Origin of the sequence: Streptomyces sp. NBC_00057, from assembly GCF_045041165.1 — a bacterium.
Lineage (GTDB): Bacteria > Actinomycetota > Actinomycetes > Streptomycetales > Streptomycetaceae > Streptomyces.
Window position 1 is genome coordinate 8,195,063 of the sequence record NZ_CP108256.1, and the last position, 17,689, is coordinate 8,212,751.

Annotated in this window: 14 protein-coding genes; 5 read left to right on the forward strand and 9 right to left on the reverse strand. The window is 69.6% G+C overall.

The annotated features are described in order from the left end of the window. Nucleotides 1-12: 12 nt before the first annotated feature. Complete coding sequence (locus tag OG953_RS38510) at nucleotides 13-1,221, reverse strand: MFS transporter (RefSeq protein WP_405690260.1); 1,209 nt, start codon at nucleotides 1,219-1,221, stop codon at nucleotides 13-15. Nucleotides 1,222-1,302: 81 nt separating this feature from the next. Beyond that, the gene (locus OG953_RS38515; protein WP_308427414.1) at nucleotides 1,303-1,491 is read right to left on the reverse strand and encodes a hypothetical protein; all 189 of its coding nucleotides are present in this window, start codon (nucleotides 1,489-1,491) and stop codon (nucleotides 1,303-1,305) included. 632 nt (nucleotides 1,492-2,123) lie between these two features. Here OG953_RS38515 and OG953_RS38520 point away from each other — a divergent pair. Continuing rightward, nucleotides 2,124-3,632, forward strand: coding sequence for a glutamate synthase subunit beta (locus OG953_RS38520; RefSeq protein ID WP_405690262.1), 1,509 nt, complete (start codon nucleotides 2,124-2,126; stop codon nucleotides 3,630-3,632). 270 nt (nucleotides 3,633-3,902) lie between these two features. Here the strand turns inward: OG953_RS38520 and OG953_RS38525 are convergent, their stop codons facing one another. Both OG953_RS38525 and OG953_RS38530 read right to left on the reverse strand, forming a co-directional pair. Beyond that, complete coding sequence (locus OG953_RS38525) at nucleotides 3,903-5,678, reverse strand: serine/threonine protein kinase (protein WP_405690264.1); 1,776 nt, start codon at nucleotides 5,676-5,678, stop codon at nucleotides 3,903-3,905. A gap of 274 nt (nucleotides 5,679-5,952) precedes the next feature. Continuing rightward, a complete protein-coding gene (locus OG953_RS38530; RefSeq protein ID WP_405690266.1) occupies nucleotides 5,953-8,184 on the reverse strand; it encodes an alpha-N-acetylglucosaminidase in 2,232 nt (743 codons plus the stop codon). Nucleotides 8,185-8,375: 191 nt separating this feature from the next. Here OG953_RS38530 and OG953_RS38535 point away from each other — a divergent pair, with 191 nt between their 5' ends. The 4 genes from OG953_RS38535 to OG953_RS38550 are packed head-to-tail and all read left to right on the forward strand — an operon-like array spanning nucleotide 8,376 to nucleotide 12,523. Beyond that, the gene (locus tag OG953_RS38535) at nucleotides 8,376-9,629 is read left to right on the forward strand and encodes an ROK family protein (protein WP_405690267.1); all 1,254 of its coding nucleotides are present in this window, start codon (nucleotides 8,376-8,378) and stop codon (nucleotides 9,627-9,629) included. Nucleotides 9,630-9,667: 38 nt separating this feature from the next. Beyond that, nucleotides 9,668-10,186: an SDR family NAD(P)-dependent oxidoreductase gene (locus tag OG953_RS38540; RefSeq protein WP_405692312.1), complete on the forward strand. Its 519-nt coding sequence runs from the start codon at nucleotides 9,668-9,670 to the stop codon at nucleotides 10,184-10,186. 51 nt (nucleotides 10,187-10,237) lie between these two features. Next, a complete protein-coding gene (lysA, locus tag OG953_RS38545; RefSeq protein WP_405690269.1) occupies nucleotides 10,238-11,590 on the forward strand; it encodes a diaminopimelate decarboxylase in 1,353 nt (450 codons plus the stop codon). Between the two features lie 9 nt (nucleotides 11,591-11,599). After that, nucleotides 11,600-12,523 carry a LysR family transcriptional regulator gene (locus OG953_RS38550; RefSeq protein ID WP_405690271.1) on the forward strand — a complete coding sequence of 308 codons (924 nt, stop codon included), beginning with the start codon at nucleotides 11,600-11,602 and terminating at the stop codon, nucleotides 12,521-12,523. Nucleotides 12,524-12,542: 19 nt separating this feature from the next. Here the strand turns inward: OG953_RS38550 and OG953_RS38555 are convergent, their stop codons facing one another. From OG953_RS38555 to OG953_RS38575, 5 genes are read right to left on the reverse strand one after another with little or no spacing between them, the layout of a single operon-like run. Then, complete coding sequence (locus OG953_RS38555) at nucleotides 12,543-13,388, reverse strand: serine hydrolase (protein WP_405690272.1); 846 nt, start codon at nucleotides 13,386-13,388, stop codon at nucleotides 12,543-12,545. Next, nucleotides 13,385-15,004: an amidohydrolase family protein gene (locus OG953_RS38560; RefSeq protein WP_405690274.1), complete on the reverse strand. Its 1,620-nt coding sequence runs from the start codon at nucleotides 15,002-15,004 to the stop codon at nucleotides 13,385-13,387. The genes OG953_RS38555 and OG953_RS38560 overlap by 4 nt, the downstream gene beginning before the upstream one ends. Continuing rightward, nucleotides 15,004-15,777, reverse strand: a complete 774-nt coding sequence (locus tag OG953_RS38565; protein WP_405690276.1) for an amino acid ABC transporter ATP-binding protein — start codon at nucleotides 15,775-15,777, stop codon at nucleotides 15,004-15,006. Before OG953_RS38565 ends, OG953_RS38560 begins: the two co-directional genes overlap by 1 nt. Next, the gene (locus OG953_RS38570; RefSeq protein ID WP_405690278.1) at nucleotides 15,774-16,745 is read right to left on the reverse strand and encodes an amino acid ABC transporter permease; all 972 of its coding nucleotides are present in this window, start codon (nucleotides 16,743-16,745) and stop codon (nucleotides 15,774-15,776) included. The genes OG953_RS38565 and OG953_RS38570 overlap by 4 nt, the downstream gene beginning before the upstream one ends. A gap of 8 nt (nucleotides 16,746-16,753) precedes the next feature. Next, on the reverse strand, nucleotides 16,754-17,638 hold the full coding sequence (locus OG953_RS38575; protein ID WP_405690280.1) for an ABC transporter substrate-binding protein: 885 nt from the start codon (nucleotides 17,636-17,638) through the stop codon (nucleotides 16,754-16,756). Between the last annotated feature and the right edge of the window lie 51 nt (nucleotides 17,639-17,689).

Below are 17,689 nucleotides of genomic sequence, written 5' to 3' on the forward strand. Positions count from 1 at the left end.
CGGCGTGACCGTTTAGGCCTCCGTCGGCGGCCTGCGCGCAGCGTACGTTCCAGCGCCCGCCGCCAGCAGCATCACACAGCCCGCGAAGATCAGCCCGGCTTGGCGCAGCCCGAGCCATGTGGCCATGGCGCCGACCCCCACCACCGGCACCGAGATCCCGGCGTAGGCGACGACGAAGAACGCCGAAATCGTGCCGCCACGATGCTGTGCCGGGGCCGCGTCGCTGACCAGGGTGAGTGCCGCGCGAAAGGCCAGTCCCTGGCCGGAGCCGCCGCACAGGGCACCCAGGACGAGCAGGAGCATGGATTCGGCGATCAGCGATGACGCCACAAGCAGCAGGCCCACGACGAGGATGCCGCACCCCACGGGGAGCGCGAGGCGCGCGCCGATCCGTTGTGTCAAGGACTGCCCGACGGTCGAAGCAAGGAAAACGGAGAACACAACGGCGCCCGAAACAGCCAGGTTGCGCACACCCAGCGTCTGCGAGGCAAAACTCGGCGCGACCGCCGTGAAGAGCCCGAGAAGCGCGAAGCCGGCGAACGCCGCCAGCGAGGCGGGCGTGAACACACCCTTCACCTCGGGAGGCACCGTGACTCCCTGCGGCGTCAGGGGAGGCCATCGCTTCGGCTCCGCCACGGTCTCCGGCAGGAACCAGGTGATCCCACAGGCCACAGCCACCAGCCCCAGGTGGACCCAGAACGGCAGCATCAGCGGCCAGGGCGTGTACTGCGCGAGGAGGCCGGCGAGCAGCGGCCCGCAGCCCAGACCACCCATGTTCGCCGCGGTGGCGGCGAACCCGGCCCGCGCCTTCTGCCCCGGACCGGCCAGCTCGATGACGGCCGCTGTCGCCGCACCGCTCAGCAAGCCGGCCGCGCAGCCGGACAACAGCCGCCCCGCGAAGAGCAGAGGCAGGCCGCTCTGCAGGAGGAAGCAGCCCGCACTCGCGGCCGACAAAGCCATGGCGCACAGGAGCACCGGTCTGCGGCCGACCTTGTCGGAGTAGTTTCCCGCCACCAGAAGCATGGTGATGACCGCAACGGCATACACGGCGAACACAACGGTCACCACCAGCTCGGAAAACCCGATCTGTTCCTGGTAGAGCCCGTACAACGGTGTGGGCAGGGTGGTCCCGGCCATCCCGATGGCGAAAACCACTGCCGCGGCCGGATAGCCCGGCCGCCAGCCATCGCCTGCGTTCACTGCGCCCTCGCGAACGATCACGCACGCCACCCTATGAGTGGCCGCCCACTGGAGAGGCACCCGGCACGAGGTGGCGAGGCGGACCGAGGGACGTCAGGATCATCAGTCCCAGAGTTTGTATGTCACGTCCCGCGGCGTCTGCGACGGCCTGCCGTCGGTGTAGGTGAGTTGCAGTCGTGTGAAGCGTTTCAGCTCAGGGTGCTTCTTCCAGGAGTCCGGGCGGTCGAGCCTGACGATGACGGGGTAGGAGTGGAACCTGCCTGCGGCACAGAAGGGCTGACAGTCATTCACTGCATCGAGTCCTCTGCCCACAGCGGACGTGTGTCCCCAGGCGGACCATCGAAGTTCGATGAGGTGGTTGTTGCCGTCGCCGCAGGCGAGCAGGAAGTCGCCGGGACGTACTTGCGGATTCGAGAAACAGTCGACGGCCACTGCACGGGCGGGCGCGGGTGACCCTGCGGATGCGGACGCTGGTACTACTGCTGCCGCGAGCGCTGTGGCAGCACACAGCATGACCGCTGTTCTGAATTTGTCTCTTTGCATATCAGCTCCCCAGCTGCCTCTCTTTCGAGCCCGGGCGACCCCGCGGGTACGCCTCACTCGCCCCGCGTGTTGCGGTCTGCGCGCCAGAAGCACTCGTCGGTGGGCGGTGGCGCCGTTCTTTCCGCAGTTGTTCCTGAATCGACGCTACGACCGTCGCCAGGGATGCACCACCCGTACCGGCGACGGCCAGGCAAGGCAGAAGCGGAAGGAGTCCGCTCCGCCGTGCAGAACGGCTCGCCTTCGACCAGTGATCGACAACCTGTCCGCCGACACCCCCGGCTTGCGCTGAAACCGCTGCACCGAGCAGGTGGTCGTGGTGGTGTGCAGGCGTAGTCTGGGCCTCATGTCTGTGTACCGCGAGTGAGCGACGGAGGCGGCGCATGAGCGACCCCTACGGCTTCCTCAAGACACCCCGCCGGCCCGTCCCGGCGCGCCCCGTCCAGGAGCGGCTGAGAGACTGGAACGAGGTCTACGCGGGGCAGGCGCGACTTCCGCTCGTGTCCGAGCAGGCGGGGCGTTGCATGGACTGCGGCATACCGTTCTGCCACAGCGGGTGCCCGCTGGGTAACCTCATCCCCGAATGGAACGTGTACGCGAGGAAGGGCGACTGGTGGGCGGCGGCCGAGCGGCTGCACGCGACGAACAACTTCCCGGAGTTCACCGGGCGGCTGTGCCCGGCGCCGTGTGAGGACGCCTGCGTGCTCACCATCAATGCCGATCCGGTGACGATCAAGAATGTCGAACAGGCGATCGCCGACCAGATCTGGGCGCGCGGATACGCGACGCCTGAGCCGCCCGGGCGGCTCAGCGGCAAGACCGTCGCCGTCATCGGCTCCGGCCCCGCGGGACTGGCGGCAGCACAACAACTCACCCGCGTCGGTCACACCGTCGCCGTCTACGAGCGCGCCGACCGCATCGGCGGGCTGCTGCGCTATGGCATCCCCGCGTTCAAGCTGGAGAAGCGCCACCTGGACCGCCGTATCGAGCAGATGCGGGTGGAGGGCACCAAGTTCCGCACGTGTGTGGACGTCGGCAGCGATCTCGACGCCGGCGAGCTCGCAGAGCGGCACGACGCGGTCGTCATCGCAGTCGGAGCCACGGGGCAACGGGAACTGCCTGTCCCGGGCCGTGAGCTTTACGGCATCCACCAGGCCATGGACTACCTGACCCTGGCCAACAGGGTCGCGGCGGGCGACCACGATGTGCCTGTAGTCACCGCCGAGGGCAAACACGTGGTGATCATCGGTGGCGGGGACACCGGCTCGGACTGTCTGGGCACCGTCCTGCGTCAGGGCGCCGCCTCCGTCGTGCAGTTGGACATCAATCCGGAGCCCGGTGACACCCGGCGGGACACCGATCCCTGGCCCGTGTATCCGAAGGTCTATCGGATATCCCATGCTCATGAAGAGGCCCGGGGGCGAGAGGGCGCGGATCCGAGAGTCTTCTCCTGCGCCACCCTCAGCTTCGAAGGGGACCGGTCCGGCCAAGTGCGCGCGCTGCGCCTGGCGGAAGTGGAGCCCGAGGGCAGAAGGCCGCGGCTGGAGACGGAACGTGTGATTCCGGCGGATCTGGTCCTGCTCGCCCTCGGCTTCTTCGGTCCCGAACGGGGCACCGGCCTGATGCGGCAGCTCGGGCTCACGCTGGACGACCGGGGAAACTTCGCCCGGAATGCTGCCTTCGCGGCCGAAACAGCAAAGTCGGCCGAGCGGACAGCCCGCACCGGGACCGTCGGGATGTTCATCGCCGGTGACGCGGGACGCGGCCAGTCCCTCGTGGTGTGGGCCATCGCAGAGGGACGGTCCGCCGCGGCCGCCACGGACCGCTATCTGAGCGGCTCCACGGTGCTTCCGGCGCCCATCGCCCCACAGGACCGGCCTCTGGTCGCCTGAGCGCCTCCAGCGCACCATTGCCGACCTGAGGATTACCCGTCACGAGAGATCGAGCGTGGATCTCTGCCCACCGACAGCGGCGCATTTCCTCAATGGGCGAGCTGAGCAACACGGTCGGCCAGCCGCGCGGGACCATCGGGGGGTGGCATCACTGTCTTTCTTCGGTCAGCGCCAATCGCTCTGCCGATCTGCTCTCCCAGTACTGTCGGATCAAGGGTCGCGATCATCTCGCACGCGCCCCGCTCCGCGAACTGGCCGACTCGGGCGCCATCACGTCCGCCACAGCAGCCACCCGCCGTTCCCGCACGCCAGTTGGAGGGCCTGCTCCAGATCACCGCCGCCCTCGCGGATCGCGACGCATTTCCCGCTGTTCCGGCTGACCATCTGCCAGGCATGAAACGTGTGGTTGTAGCGGAACATCCAGTACTGGTCCGGGAAGAGGCCGTCCTCGTCGCCGCACAGGTACTGAGTGACGACGGTCCCTTCCTCCTTGCGGGCGGCGTCGATGGACAGGCACAGGCCGCTGTTGCCGTTGCGGATCGAGTACACCGTGCCCGAGGCGCTGCGTCCCTCCTTGGTGAGCTGCCAGAACTGTTCCAGGCCGACCCCGCAGGCGGACTGGACGAGCCCCTCGGCTGCAGCGGTGGATCCGTCGGGCACAGTCAGGCACATCCGGCTGGCCGCGTTGGTGAGCCGGAACCAGCCCGTGGGCAGCGCGGGCGGCTTCGGGGCGGCAGGGCGCGCCGTCGCGCTGCTGGGCGAACGGACAGGGGGCTGTGCTTGCGGCTCGGCCGAGGAACGGTGCGGCGTGGGGGACGCGCTCGGGGCGGCGCTCGGAGACTGCGACGGGGAGGATGTGTCCGATCGGCCCCCTCCGCCCTGCGCGTCAGGAGCGGCAGGGCTCTGGGTGACGGGAGGCGAGATCCCGTTCGCGCCGGTGTCACCGCCGAACGGGGCGAGTTGCGACGCGGTCACGGCGATCAAGCTCACCGCGCCGGCCGCCGCGGCACCGGCGAGCAACCTGTAACGCCGGAAGCGGGACTGCCGAGGGGCAGGGAGCGGCGAGGCGGGGGTGCGTGAATCCCCGGTGAAGCCGCCCGGACCGGTCGCCGGGTTGGTGCTCGCTGCCCGGCGGACGTCGACGGCCTCCGGCATTCCTCGTCCCACCTCCCCATGGACTCCGGTCAACTGAAGGGCCAGGATTGCCCGTAACCGCCGCTCGACCTCCCCCGCACGCCGCGGCCGGTCGGCAGGGTCCTTGGCCAACAGCTCCACGGCCAGCTCGTCGAGAGCGGTCGGCAGCCCCCACCGCAGCGAACTCGGCGCCGGAGGCTCGGCCGTGGTGTGCTGGACGCAGAACTCCTGCCATTCCTCACCCTGGAAAGGCAACCGCCCGGCACACATCTCCAGCAGCATGCAGCCCAGCGCGTAAAGGTCGGCGCGTCCGTCGACACCCTTGTCGGTCCAGCGTTCCGGCGCCATATAGGCAAGCGAGCCAATGATGGCGTTCTCGCTGGTCAGCCGCGTGCCCCCAGCCTGGTCCCGGGCAATACCGAAGTCCAGGACCTTGACCGTACCCGCTCGCGTGATCATCACGTTTCCCGGCTTGATGTCCCTGTGGACCACGCCCGCATCATGCGCGGCGGCCAGCGCGCCGCAAATCTGTGCGGCCCACTCCAGGGCCGAGTCGAGCGGCGGGAGTTCACGCGCGAGGATCGCGGACAGCGGCTCACCGTCGATGAGTTCCATGACGAGATAGAGCGTGCGCTCCCCGTCGTGGTCCGCCTCTCCGAAGTCGTACACGGTTGCTATGTGCGGATGCGGGAGATTGCCGTTGATCCTGGCCTCGCGCGCCATACGCAGGCCCTCGCGCGCCGACCGGGGTACTCCGACCTTGACGGCCACCGCACGCTGTACCTGAGGGTCGTACGCCTTCCATACCACACCGAAACCCCCCGCGCCCAGCCGCTCCTCCAGCCGATAGCGGCCGTTCAGCACCTCGCCCGATCGCATGCGCTCCCCCAGCGTTTCACGGAACGTCAGCATACGGCCGACGGCCGGTCGGCAAACAGCGCTTCCGTGCGATCCGGGAACGTGCACCCTCGCCGCTTGCTCGCGGCTGACCGGCTTCTTCGCCCGAATCTGGGAGTGGGTCAGGATCCTGGCCGCGTGTACGCACTTCAACGCGTTAACTCATTGGCCAAGTCGCGCTGGAGGTAGAGGTGTTGACGCGTTAGGGCCTGAGTCATGGGGCTGTCGCCGGTGCAGAAGCGGGTCGCCGGCCGGTACTTCGGGCGGGCGATCACACGGGGCCAGTCGATCAGGCACCGGCAGCCGGAGCGACAGGTGCCGGAAGGGCTGCGCGTACGGTTTCGGCCAGTGCCACCGGGTCGCCCGTGGGCTTCACCGGGTAGCTCTTGAGGTCCAGGTTCCAGGCGTTGTCCCGCTCGAACCAGTCGATCGCGGCGGGCGGCTGCCCGGTGACCAGGGCCGTGTCGAGGGAGTCGAGGTAGAGCATCCAGCGCTTGGCGTAGAAGTCGGAGACCAGGCCCGACCATTCGCGGTTCGCGTAGTCGCGCAGCCCGCCGGACTCGCTGCCGGACCGATGGCCCCAGGTGGTGAGGATCGAGCGGGCGTCGAATTCCGCGGCGGCCCGCTCGGCATCGGTGCTGCCCCAGGACTTGGCGTCCTTCAGCCAGGGCCCCAGCATGAACCGCCGGTCGGTGGCCAGCAGCCGGTCGAGCAGGGCAAGGTCCTGCTTCCACTCCGAGGTCCGTTGCCGGTACAGGGCGAGGTCCTTCCCCTCGTACGCGGACTTGATCTGCGGCAGCAGTGTACGGCTGCGGTTTGCCAGGGCCTGTCGGGCCACATCCACCACGTCGAAGCGGTACGCATCCGACTCCCGCAGATCGGGGGCGATTTGGAGCAGCTCCGTGAGCGCCTGCTGCACCGTCGTCGCGTCGTACCGCATGGACGACGGGCTCCAGCTGGCCGCCGTGCCGACGGTCAGCCCGGGGCGTGCGGTGAAGAGGCTGTCCTGGGACTCGCTCCAGGTGCCGGACGGGGTGCTGTAGGGGCCGGTCCGCAGCAGTTCCCACGCCTTGGCGGCATGCGGGTCGGCGCCGCCGTAACGGCGTTCGGCGTATTCGGCAAACCAGGCCGAGTGGTCCAACGGGGCGATGCGCCAGGCGAGTTCGGTGAAGAGTTCGTACGCGACGGGGTTGCCGCCGGTGCCTTCCGGCAGGTACGCGATTCCCTGGAGCGCACTGTTCGGCTTCGTACGCCACTCATTGAACCGGGTTGTCCAGACAGCGGTGTTGGCCCCGATCGTGGTGTGGCCGCCGAAGTTGGGGATGGTCCCGAAGGCATAGGGTGCGCCGTGCCAGGCGGCCTCGCGTTCCAGGCCGTTGTAGCGGTCCGCGAGTCCGTCGACGATGAAGAGCTTGCTCTTGTCGACCGCGTCGATGAGCTGCGTGGAGGGGTTGTTCTGCCAGCCGAGCAGGACCCAGGTGGCACCCGGGTGCGCGGTCTGCAGGGCGTTCATGACGGCCTTGGCCGCGTCCCCGATGGGCACGTTGCCCGGCTTGCCGCCTTCGTGCAGCAGATCCATCTTGTACATGGCGGAGTCGCCGAACAGCTTGCGCTGGTGACGGTAGAAGGCCTCTGCGACCTTCGGGAACATCTCGCTGCGCGGGTCCAGCCAGTCCGGCCGTTCGAAACCGACCCAGCCGTCCTGCGGGACCACGGGGCCGGTGGGGTTGCGGTCCGTGAATCCGGGCGGGACCGTGCCGTAATAGCCGGGCAGGACCGGCGTCATGCCGAGTCGGCGCAGCCGGTCGGCGATCCTGCGGCCGAGCGCGGCGCGCTGATCCAGCAGCTTCTCGGTGACCGGGCCGCCGAACCCGGACATGTTCTGCATCAGCCACCACGGCTGGTGCGCCGGGCCCGGAATCCAGGACGTGAGCTCCTTCTTCGTGTACCCGAACTCCTGGAAGGTGTCGTAGTACACGGCATCCGCGCCCATCTGCACGAACACCTCGTTGACGCCGTGCAGCGCGAGGACGTCGATCTGCTTCTCGTACGAGGCCCAGCTCCGGTACGCACCGGAGTAGCCGTCGTCCGTGTCGTTGAGGGCGAACCGATGCGGCACCGAGGCGTCCTGGCGGACCGTGCCGGCAGGTGCCGGGAGATTCTTCGGGAGCTTCGACGTGCTGTCGCCGGGCCAGCCGATGTCCACCTCGGCCGTGTACTTGAGGTACCAGTTGACGCCGCTGAGGAGCACGGCGGGGCTGGTGCCCTGGATGCGCACATGACCCGTGGTCCCGGAGACGGCGAAGTAGTCACCGGATGCGGTGCGGCTCACCGGTACGAGGTCGAACTGCCCCGCGTGCCGGGGGAGGAGGCGGCGCAGTGCTGCCTCTGCCGGCCCGGGGGCGAAGGCGTGCCTGTCGCTGGGGGCGGCTTCTGCCGGAGCGGCAGGAGTGCTCAGCGCCGCGGTCAGCACTGCGAGGGCGGTCGTGCAGGCGACGATCCAGGATCTGAGGCTTCTCAAGGTTTGACCTCGTCCGAAGTAGGGATGCGGGGGCTTGCCGGGGACATGGTGCGGACGCGCATCAGACTTACTAACGGAGCATTCGTTAATATGGGCGGCTGTGCTGCGGTCGTCAAGAGCGCCGACGGCCCTGGTTCTCGAAGCGCTGGGTACAGTGCCGACAGCACGGTCGGGCAAGGGAGTTGACGCACATGCCAGTCCGGAAAGCAGCGGCCACCGGTCCGCACGTCCTGCGGCGGATGAACGTAGCCGCGGTGCTGGCCGCGCTGCGGGAGGGGAACACTCCCACCGCCCGCGTCACCGACCTCGCATCGCTCACCGGACTGTCACGGCCCGCGGTGACCAGGGCCCTGACCGAGTTGAGGGACTGCGGCCTGGTGGAGTTCACTGCGGCTGCCGGACCGCAGCAGCTCGGCCGCCCCGCCCAGTACGCCCGGTTCCGTGCCGAGTCGGGACATGTCGCCGGGGTCGACATCGGTCCGCACAAGGTGCTGGTGGTGATCGCGGACCTGGCAGGTCAGGTGCTGGCCACCCATCGTGCAGCCGTGGACGGGGGAGCGGCCGGGCCGCAGCTCTTCGCCACCGTCCGCGCCGCACTGACGGCGGCAGCGGCCGAGGCGGGCGTGCCGTTGTCGAGCCTGTGGGCGGTGAGTACGGGCACCCCGGGCATCGTCGACCGCGAGCGGGGCGAGGTGCTGCTCGCTCCCAGCATTCCCGAATGGGCCGGGCTGCCCGCTGTTTCGCTGCTGCGTGACTGGCTGCACTGCCCGGTGTCCATCGACAACGACGTCAACCTCGCGGTGCTCGCCGAGCGTTGGCGCGGAGCCGTGGCCCCCACCGAAGCGGGCAGTGGCGCCGACGCCGGTGTGCGCACCGACTGCCTGGTCTTCGTGCAGTGGGGGCGGCGTATCGGCACCGGCATCGTCATCAACGGCAGGCCCTACCGGGGGAATTCGGCCGCCGCCGGTGAACTGGGCTTCATCGACCTCGTCGGTGACCCCGACACCCGTCCCGGCCCGCGCCCGGCCGACGGCATGGGGCCGTTCGAGCGGCTCGTCGGCGCCGAGGCCATTCACCGGCTGGCCCTGGAGGCCGGCGCTCCCGTGGGCGACGCCCATGACATCGCACCGCTCTTCGCAGCGGCGGAAGCGGGCGACCGGGCCGCCGTCGAGGTGGTGGAGCGCGTGGCCGCCCGGTTCGCCCGAGGACTCGCCGTACTTCTGCTCGTCCTCGATCCGGGCAGGGTCGTCATCGGCGGCGGGGTGTCGCGAGCGGGGGACACCCTGCTGGGCCCTGTGCGCAGGCATCTGCGATCGCACACCCTGGTGCCGGTCGAGCTGAACGCATCGGTGCTCGGCGAACGAGCCGTTGCGATGGGTGCGGTGCGCCATGCCCTGGACGTTGCCGAAGAACGTGTGACGACAACACACCAAGGTGTCACGTAGGCGAAGAGGGGCGGACCCGTCCCAACGGCCGGCATGCCCTGCCGCACCTGATCAAGGGCGGCTCGGGCTCCATCGTCACGGTCAGCTCGGTCAGCGCCTTTCTGCCCGACCCCTCGGTCATCGACTACTGCGCGAGCAAGGCTGCCCTGACCAACTTCTGCAAGGCCCTGTCCAAGGAGGCCGGCCCGCACGGGGTACGGGTGAACACCGTCAGCCCCGGACCCGTCGCCACGGATCTCTGGCTGGGGGAGGGAGGCATCGCGGCGACCGTCGCAGCGGCCGACGGCACCGCACCGGACACCGTCGCCCAGGAGTTCGCGGCCCAAGCGGTGACCAGGAGGTTCACCCGGCCGGAAGAAGTCGCCGATCTGGTGCTGCTGCTGGCGAGCGGCCGTTCGGGCAACGTCACCGGATCGGACTTCGTCATCGATGGAGGACTGATCACGACCTTGTGCAGGGAGTTCCCCGGTCCGGTACGAATCCCTTCCCGCGACCCTCGACGCGGCATGAGCATCGAAAACAGCGAGGCTCAGCCACGGAAGAATGCGCTTTTGTGACCCCTTGTGCAGGCCGCAGGATGGCGGAGAACCGGCCTACGGGGAGGAACCATGTCGTCAGCCATCGAAACGGGTCTGCTGCCCTTCACTTCCGAGATCCGCCCGGAAGGGCTCGCCGTCGGAGGGGTCCTGCTCACCGAACTGGCACAGCGTTCGGGAACACCGCTCTTCGTGTACGACGAGGAGCACCTGCGCCGACGCTGCCGGGAGGCGGTCGCGGCCTTCGGCCAGGACAACGTCGCCTACGCCTCCAAGGCATTCCTGTGCACGGCCATGGCCCGACTGGCCCATGAGGAGGGGCTGCTGCTCGATGTCGCCTCCGGCGGCGAGCTGCGGGTGGCGCTGCACGCGGGTGTTCCGGTCGGACGGATCGTGCTGCACGGCAACAACAAGGACGAGGCGGAGCTGCGCACGGCCATGTCAGCCGGGGTGCGGCACGTGGTGGTCGACAGCTTCGACGAGATGGACCGCATCGAGCTTCTGCACGCCGAGGAACAACTGCCGCCCGCTCGGGTCCAGTTGCGGGTTGCGCCCGGTGTCGCCGCAGGCGCACACGAGGCGATCCGGACCGGTGGCAACGACTCGAAGTTCGGCTTCGGCCTCGTCGGCGGGACCGCCGCAGCCGCCGTGCGGCGGGCCGCCGGCTCCGCGGCGATGATCCTGGAGGGCGTCCACGCGCATGTGGGCTCCCAGGTGCTGGACACGGCGGAGCTCGCGGCAGGAGCCGCGGCCGTCGCACGGTTCGCCGCGGAGACAGGGGTGCACCGGCTCACCGTCGGCGGCGGCCTCGGAGTCGCGTACGAGGCGGGGCAGACCGTACCCTCGTTCGCGGACTGGGCGGCCCGGGTGCGCACCGCGGTGCGCGATGCGGGCTGGGGCGGCGACGTGACAGTGGAGCCCGGCCGGTCCATCGCCGCCCGCGCGGGGCTGACTCTGTACCGGGTGGGCACGATCAAGCGGATCGAGGGCGTGCGGACATACGTCAGCGTCGACGGCGGGATGAGCGACAATCTTCGCCCCGCCCTGTACGGCAGCCGCTACGAGGTGTTCCTGCCGCGTCGCCCCCGCGCCCCGCGACCGCTGCGGGCACGGCTGGTCGGCAAACACTGCGAGAGCGGCGATGTGATCGTCGACGACGCCGCCCTGCCGGCCGAGGTCGCGGTGGGTGACCTTCTGGCAACGCCGGTCACGGGCGCATACGGATATGCCATGGCGTCCAACTACAACAAGTTGCCGCGCCCCGCAGTCGTCTTCGTGTCCGATGGCCGTGCCCGCACCGTGGTGCGCCGGGAGACCGAGGAAGACCTGCTGCGCCTGGACGTGGACGAGCCCGCCGGGCCCGTCGTGCCGTCGGCGACCGTTCGGTCGGGTGCCGGGGCGGCGCAGTGCGTCGGCACGGCCTAATCTGACCCGATGCTGAACAGTGCCCGACTGCTCGTACTGCTGGAAATAGCCCGCACGGGCACCATCGTGGCCGCGGCTCAGGCGCTGCATCTGAGCCCGTCCGCCGTCTCGCATCAACTCGCCCGGCTGGAGCAGGAACTCGCGGTGGCGTTGGTGGAACGTCAGCCGCAGAGCCTGCGGCTGACGGCGGCCGGTGTGCGGCTGGCCGAGCACGCACAGGCCGTCGCCGACCTGATGGCTGTCGCACAGGACGATCTGCGAGCGCACTCCGAAGGCGACGCCGGGGTACTGCGGCTGGGTTTCTTCGCTTCCTCGGGCCTGGAGCTGCTTCCTCGGGCGCTGTCGGCCTTCGCGGCCGAGCGGCCCCAGGTCGAGCTGGAGCTGATCCTGGGGCAGCCGCACGAGCTGGTGCCCGATCTGGAGGCGGGCCGGCTGGATGCGGCGGTCGTCTTCGAGCATCCGCTGGACCCCTGGTGCCGGCAGGCGGCCGTGGGCGTGGAGATGTTCTTCGACGAGCCGCAGCTGGTGGTCCTCCCGTTGCGGCACCGCCTCGGTCGGCGCACCGCGGTCCGGCTCGCCGCTCTGGAGGGGGAGAGCTGGATCGGTACGCACGGCGGCCACACCGGCGAACCGGTCCTGGAACGCGCATGTGCGGCCGAGGGATTCCGGCCGCGGGTCCACTGCCGCAGTGATCACTACCAGGTCACGATCAACCTGGCCCGCGCGGGCATGGGTATCGCGCTCGTCCCGGCCCTCGGGCTCGGCGACAGCACGGGTGTGCACGTCTGCCGACTGGACCATCCCCGACTGCACCGACGGATCGGGGTCGCCACCCGGCCCACCAACCGCAACCCGCTGCTGCGGATCTTCCTCGCGGAGCTGCGGTCGGCCGCCGAGGAGATCCGGTCGCTGCTGGAGATGCAGTGGTCGTGACCGGCGGGGCGTGCCGCTCTCATTCGGCGGCGCGGCGCCGGGCACAGGCCGCGAGGGTGCGGCCGACGTCCCGGATGGCATGCACCGCGGCCCGCTCCGTGCTGGGGCCCAGCGCCGGGTCCCAGTGCGCCACCACCGCGTACGCCAGCCGGCGCGCACCGACGATGACACCGGCGTCGGCGCGGACCCCGGTGTCGGTGCCGGTCTTGTTGGCCACCAGAAGCCCGTCGGGCAAGGGGTTCGGGAAGCCGGGGGCGTACGGGTCGTGATCCACCAGGGCGGGGACCAGACCGTGGTCGGTGTTGGCGCGCATCCATTGCAGGAGACGTGCGGAGGCTGCCGGGGAGCTCATCGTGCCGCGTACCGCATGTGTCACCAGCCGTGCCAGGTCCCGTGCGGTGCCGGTGGCGAAGACGGGCGGGACATCCGGGCCCCGGATGTCACGGACCTTGTCGTGCAGTGTGAGGCGGTCGAGCCCGAGTTCCTCCGCCAGCCGGGCCGTGGACTCGCGTCCCACCAGGCGGAGGAGCGCGTTGGTGGCGGTGTTGTCACTGACCGAAGCGGTCAGCCAGGCCAGATCCTCGATGGTCCAGCCGCGCCTGCTCATCCGGCGCAGCAGCCCGGTGCCGTCCGCCATGTCCTCGTCGAGGAGTTCGACGGGCCGGTCGGCGAGCAGCTCCCCGGTGTCCAGTCGGCGTGAGACCTCGGCGAGCAGCAGCAGCTTCGAGGCGGACGCGACCGGCAGCACGGTGCGGTCGTCGACCCCCACCATCTCGCCGCCGTCGATGTCGACGGCGGCGACGGCCAGGGTGAGCGGCAGCGCTGCCGAGCGCCGCGCCGCCGCGGCCACTTGGGCCAGACTCATCGGATCCTCACCACTTCTCCCGCCCGCGCCGCGGTCGGGCAGCCGCCCCTTACCGCGACCTGCCCCGCCACCACGACGGTATCGATGCCTTCGGGGGCCAGCAGAGGCCGGTCGAAGGTGGCGGTGTCACGTACCGACGCCGGGTCGAGGACGACCAGATCGGCGAGGGCGCCGTCGCGGACCACGCCGCGGCCGGTGAGCCCGAACCGGCGGGCCGGCAGACCGGTCATCTTGTGCACCGCGTTCTCCAGCGGCACCAGTTGCTGGTCGCGGCCGTAATGGCCGAGCACACGGGCGAAACTTCCCGCCCAACGAGGGTGCGGTCGACCGGGTTTGGGGACACCGTCCGACCCGATCATCGACAGCGGGCTGGCGAGCACCCGCCGGACGTCGTCCTCGCGCATGGAGTGGCTGATGATGGTCACCTCGCCCTGCTCGGCCAGCAGCAGGTCGCACGCGTAGTCGACCGGGTCGACGCCGCGCCCGGCAGCGAGGTCGGCGATGCTGCGGCCCTCGGCCTCCGGGTGCGCCTGCGCGGCGGCCACGGTGATGAGGTCCCAGCCACCGTTGCCCACGGTGTTCTCCCACCCCTTGATGCCCTGAGCGATGTCCGTCCGGATCCGGTCGCGCGTATCGGCCCGGCGTAGCCGTTCCAGCAGGGCACCGACGCCGCCCTCGCTCGTCCACGGTGGCAGCATGGCGTGCAGAACGGTGCTGCCCGCGGTGTACGGGTAGACGTCGCACAGCACGTCCACGCCTTCGGCACGGGCCTGTTCCAGCCGGGGCAGGGTGCGCAGCGTGGCGCCCCAGGCGTGCCGGCCCGCGGTCTTGTGGTGGGAGATCTGCAGTGGGGCGCCGGAACGCACCGCGATCTCCAGGGCTTCCTCCAGGGCGGTCTCCACCTGTGACATCTCGTCGCGCAGATGGGTGACGTAGGGCTTTCCATGACGCGCGGCGACGCCGGCCAGCGCGACGATCTCCTCGGTGTCGGCGTAGGTGCCCGGCGGGTAGATCAGCCCCGTGGACAGGCCGGCCGCACCCTGGCCGAGCGCCCGGTCGAGCAGCGCACACATGGTGTCCAGCTCGTCGGGCCGGGGCGGGCGGGCCTCGAAGCCCATCACCCCGGCGCGCAGCGTGCCGTGGCCGACCAATGACGCGATGTGGGTGCGGCGCAGGGCAGGGTCCTGGCCGGTGGCGAATGCGTCGAAGTCCACGGCGGGCCGTACAGGTCCGAGCCCGAACGTCACTCTGAGATGCTCGGCGAGTGAAGGCAGCCGTTCCGGCAGCGAAGGGAACAGGCTCGTCCCGCAGTTGCCGCAGATCTCCGTGGTGACGCCCTGAAGCAGTGGTGCGAGGCGAAGGTCGTCGACCGGCTCCGCGGTGCCGTCGCCGTCGTGGGGTGCCGCGAGGGCGTCGGAGTGCGTGTGCACATCGATGAAGCCGGGCGCGATGACCTGACCGGTCACATCCAGGGTCTCTGCCGCCGCGGCCGGGGCGCCGGCGGGTAGTACGGCGATCCGCCGGTCCACCACCGCGATGTCCGCGTCCCTGGCGGGTGCGCCGGTTCCGTCGACGAGTGTGCCGCCGCGCAGCAGCAGATCCATCGGGCGGCCCATCACAGCACCGTCGACAGGAAGGCCCGCGTGCGCTCGTGCCGCGGGTCGGTGAACAGAAGCTCCGGCGTCCCGGCTTCGACGACGGCACCCTGATCCATGAACAGGACACGGTCGGCGACCTCGCGGGCGAAGCCCATCTCGTGAGTGACCACGACCATCGTCATACCGCTGCGGGCCAGGTCTCGCATGACGCCCAGGACCTCGCCGACGAGTTCGGGATCGAGAGCGGAGGTGGGTTCGTCGAAGAGCATGAGTGCCGGCTCCATGGCCAGTGCCCGGGCGATCGCCACGCGCTGCTGCTGCCCGCCGGACAACTGCCCCGGGTAGTGGTCCCCCCGGTCCGCAAGACCGACGTGGTCCAGCAGCTCCCGGGCCTGCTTCTCGGCCTGCGCACGGGAGAGGCCCTTGACGGCGACGGGCCCCTCCATCACGTTCTGCACCGCTGTGCGGTGCGGGAACAGATGGAACCGCTGGAACACCATGCCGATCCGCTCCCGCTGCCGTCGGATGTCACGGGGGCGCCGCTCGCGCAGGACACGCCCGGACGGGCCGTGCTGCTCGTAGCCGATCAGCTCACCGTCCATCCACACCCGCCCCGCGTCGATCTGCTCAAGGTGATTGAAGCAGCGCAGCAGCGTCGACTTCCCGGAACCGGAAGGGCCTATGACACACAGCACCTCACCGCTGCGGACATCGAGATCGATGCCTTTCAGCACCTCGGTGTCACCGAATCGCTTACGGACCCCACGGGCCCTGAGGATCACCTCGTTCATGCCGCTGCCTCCTTCCTGTCACGCCCGGGTACGAGATTCGCCAGGACCCTGCGCCGCAGCGGCGGTGCGGCGCCCGGGCTGTAGCGGCGTTCGACGGCATGCTGGCCGATGCTCGCGATCGTGGTGAGCACCAGGTACCAGAGGGAAGCCACCAGGAGCAGCGCCACCACCTCGAAATTGGCGAGGTAGAGGTGCTGGGAGACGGTCATCAGATCGGCGCCCGCGATGACCGAGACCAGCGAGGTCGTCTTGAGCATGGAGATGAACTGGTTGCCGAACGGGGGGATGATGACTCTCATCGCCTGCGGAAGGATGATCCTGGACAGGATCTGACGGTTGGACATGCCGATGGACGCACCGGCCTCGCGCTGTCCGGGGTCCACGCTCTGAATGCCCGCCCGCACGATCTCGGCCATGTAGGCACCTTCGTTGATGGAGAGGCCGAGCAGGGCCGCCACGAATCCGGTGATGACCTGGTTGGACTGCCAGCTGATGAGTTTCGGGCCGTCGAACGGGACACCGATGCTGATCACCGGGAAGATCAGGGCCAGGTTGAACCAGAAGATGAGCTGGACCAGCAGCGGTGTGCCCCGGAAGAACCAGGTGTACGCACCGGCGGTGAGACGCAGAACCGGACTGTCGGAGAGCTGCATCACCGCGACGAGTACCCCGATGACGATGCCGAGGGCCATCGAGACGAGCGTGAGCTGAATGGTCACCGCGAGACCGTTGAGGATCACGGCGTCGAACTGGTACTTGGCGACGATGTCCCAGTGCAGGTTGGGACTGACGATGACGGTGTAGGCGAGCCACACCGTGAACAGTGCTGCGGCGAGGACCGCCAGCCAGCGCCCGGGACGGGGGCGCCGGGTCACCTGGAGGGAGAGGTCCTCCTCCGGCGGCGTAGCGGCGTCGGTGGCTTCCGGTGCCGCACCGAGGGCGGCGCCGGGTATCTTCCGGTAGGTCATGTCCGTACTCACTGCCCGTCGTTGACGGTGGCCTCGGGCACGGCGCTGTCGCCGACTCCCCAGGTGTCGAGGATCTTCCGGTAGCCGCCGTTGTCGATCAGTTCCTGCAGGGCCTTGTGGACGGCGTCGCGCAGTCCGCCCTGGCTCTTCGCGGCCGCGATGCCCCAGGGGGCGGTGCCGTATTGCGTCGGCAGAACCTCGTACGCGCTGCTCTTCTTCGTGAACATCCTGGCGACGGGATAGTCGACGATGGTCGCGACCGCGCGTCCGCTGTCCAGTTGCAGCAGCCCGGTCGGCGCGTCCTCGCTCTGCGAGATCCGCATCTTCTCCGTGCACTTGGCGTTCTGCTCCTCGCCGATGTGGAGGTTCGAGCTGCCCTTGGCGAGGACGACGGTCTTACCGCACAGGTCCGTGAGGGACGTGATGCCCTGCGGGTTGCCCTTCTTCGTCATGATGACGCCGCCGGTACGGAAGTAGTCGACGAAGTCGACCGCCTGGCGCCGCTGGGCACTGTCCGTCATGGACGACATGACCAGGTCGAAGCGTCCGGACTCCAGACCGGGGATCAGCCCGTCGAAGGCGGCGTTGGTGAGTTCGAGCTTCAGCTTCAGCCGCTCGGCGATGGCCTTGGCCAGGTCGGGGTCGACACCTGTGAGCCGGGTGGTCCCGGGCTCGTACATCTCCATCGGCGGGTATCCCACCGCGGTGGCGACCCGCAGCACACCCTTCTGCCGGTACTGCGCGGGGAGCAGCTCGGCTGCGGTCCGGCCGGCGGCGGCCTGCGAGGAACTGCCGGACGGGGCGTCGCCCTGGCCGGAGCGTCCACACGCGGTGGCCGCGAGAGCTACCACGGCCAGGGCTGCCAGACAGCGCAGAGAACGGGGACGATTCATAGGATTTCTCCCTCACGGGGTGGCGGTGCGCCGATGCTGGCAGTCACGCCC

Excerpts from the sequence above, each read along its gene's own strand:
- OG953_RS38520 (WP_405690262.1), top strand. The coding sequence starts at position 2,124 with ATGAGCGACCCCTACGGCTTCCTCAAGACACCCCGCCGGCCCGTCCCG.
- OG953_RS38525 (WP_405690264.1), bottom strand. The coding sequence starts at position 5,678 with ATGCTGACGTTCCGTGAAACGCTGGGGGAGCGCATGCGATCGGGCGAG.
- OG953_RS38535 (WP_405690267.1), top strand. The coding sequence starts at position 8,376 with ATGCCAGTCCGGAAAGCAGCGGCCACCGGTCCGCACGTCCTGCGGCGG.
- lysA (WP_405690269.1), top strand. The coding sequence starts at position 10,238 with ATGTCGTCAGCCATCGAAACGGGTCTGCTGCCCTTCACTTCCGAGATC.
- OG953_RS38550 (WP_405690271.1), top strand. The coding sequence starts at position 11,600 with ATGCTGAACAGTGCCCGACTGCTCGTACTGCTGGAAATAGCCCGCACG.
- OG953_RS38555 (WP_405690272.1), bottom strand. The coding sequence starts at position 13,388 with ATGAGTCTGGCCCAAGTGGCCGCGGCGGCGCGGCGCTCGGCAGCGCTG.
- OG953_RS38560 (WP_405690274.1), bottom strand. The coding sequence starts at position 15,004 with ATGGGCCGCCCGATGGATCTGCTGCTGCGCGGCGGCACACTCGTCGAC.
- OG953_RS38565 (WP_405690276.1), bottom strand. The coding sequence starts at position 15,777 with ATGAACGAGGTGATCCTCAGGGCCCGTGGGGTCCGTAAGCGATTCGGT.
- OG953_RS38570 (WP_405690278.1), bottom strand. The coding sequence starts at position 16,745 with ATGACCTACCGGAAGATACCCGGCGCCGCCCTCGGTGCGGCACCGGAA.
- OG953_RS38575 (WP_405690280.1), bottom strand. The coding sequence starts at position 17,638 with ATGAATCGTCCCCGTTCTCTGCGCTGTCTGGCAGCCCTGGCCGTGGTA.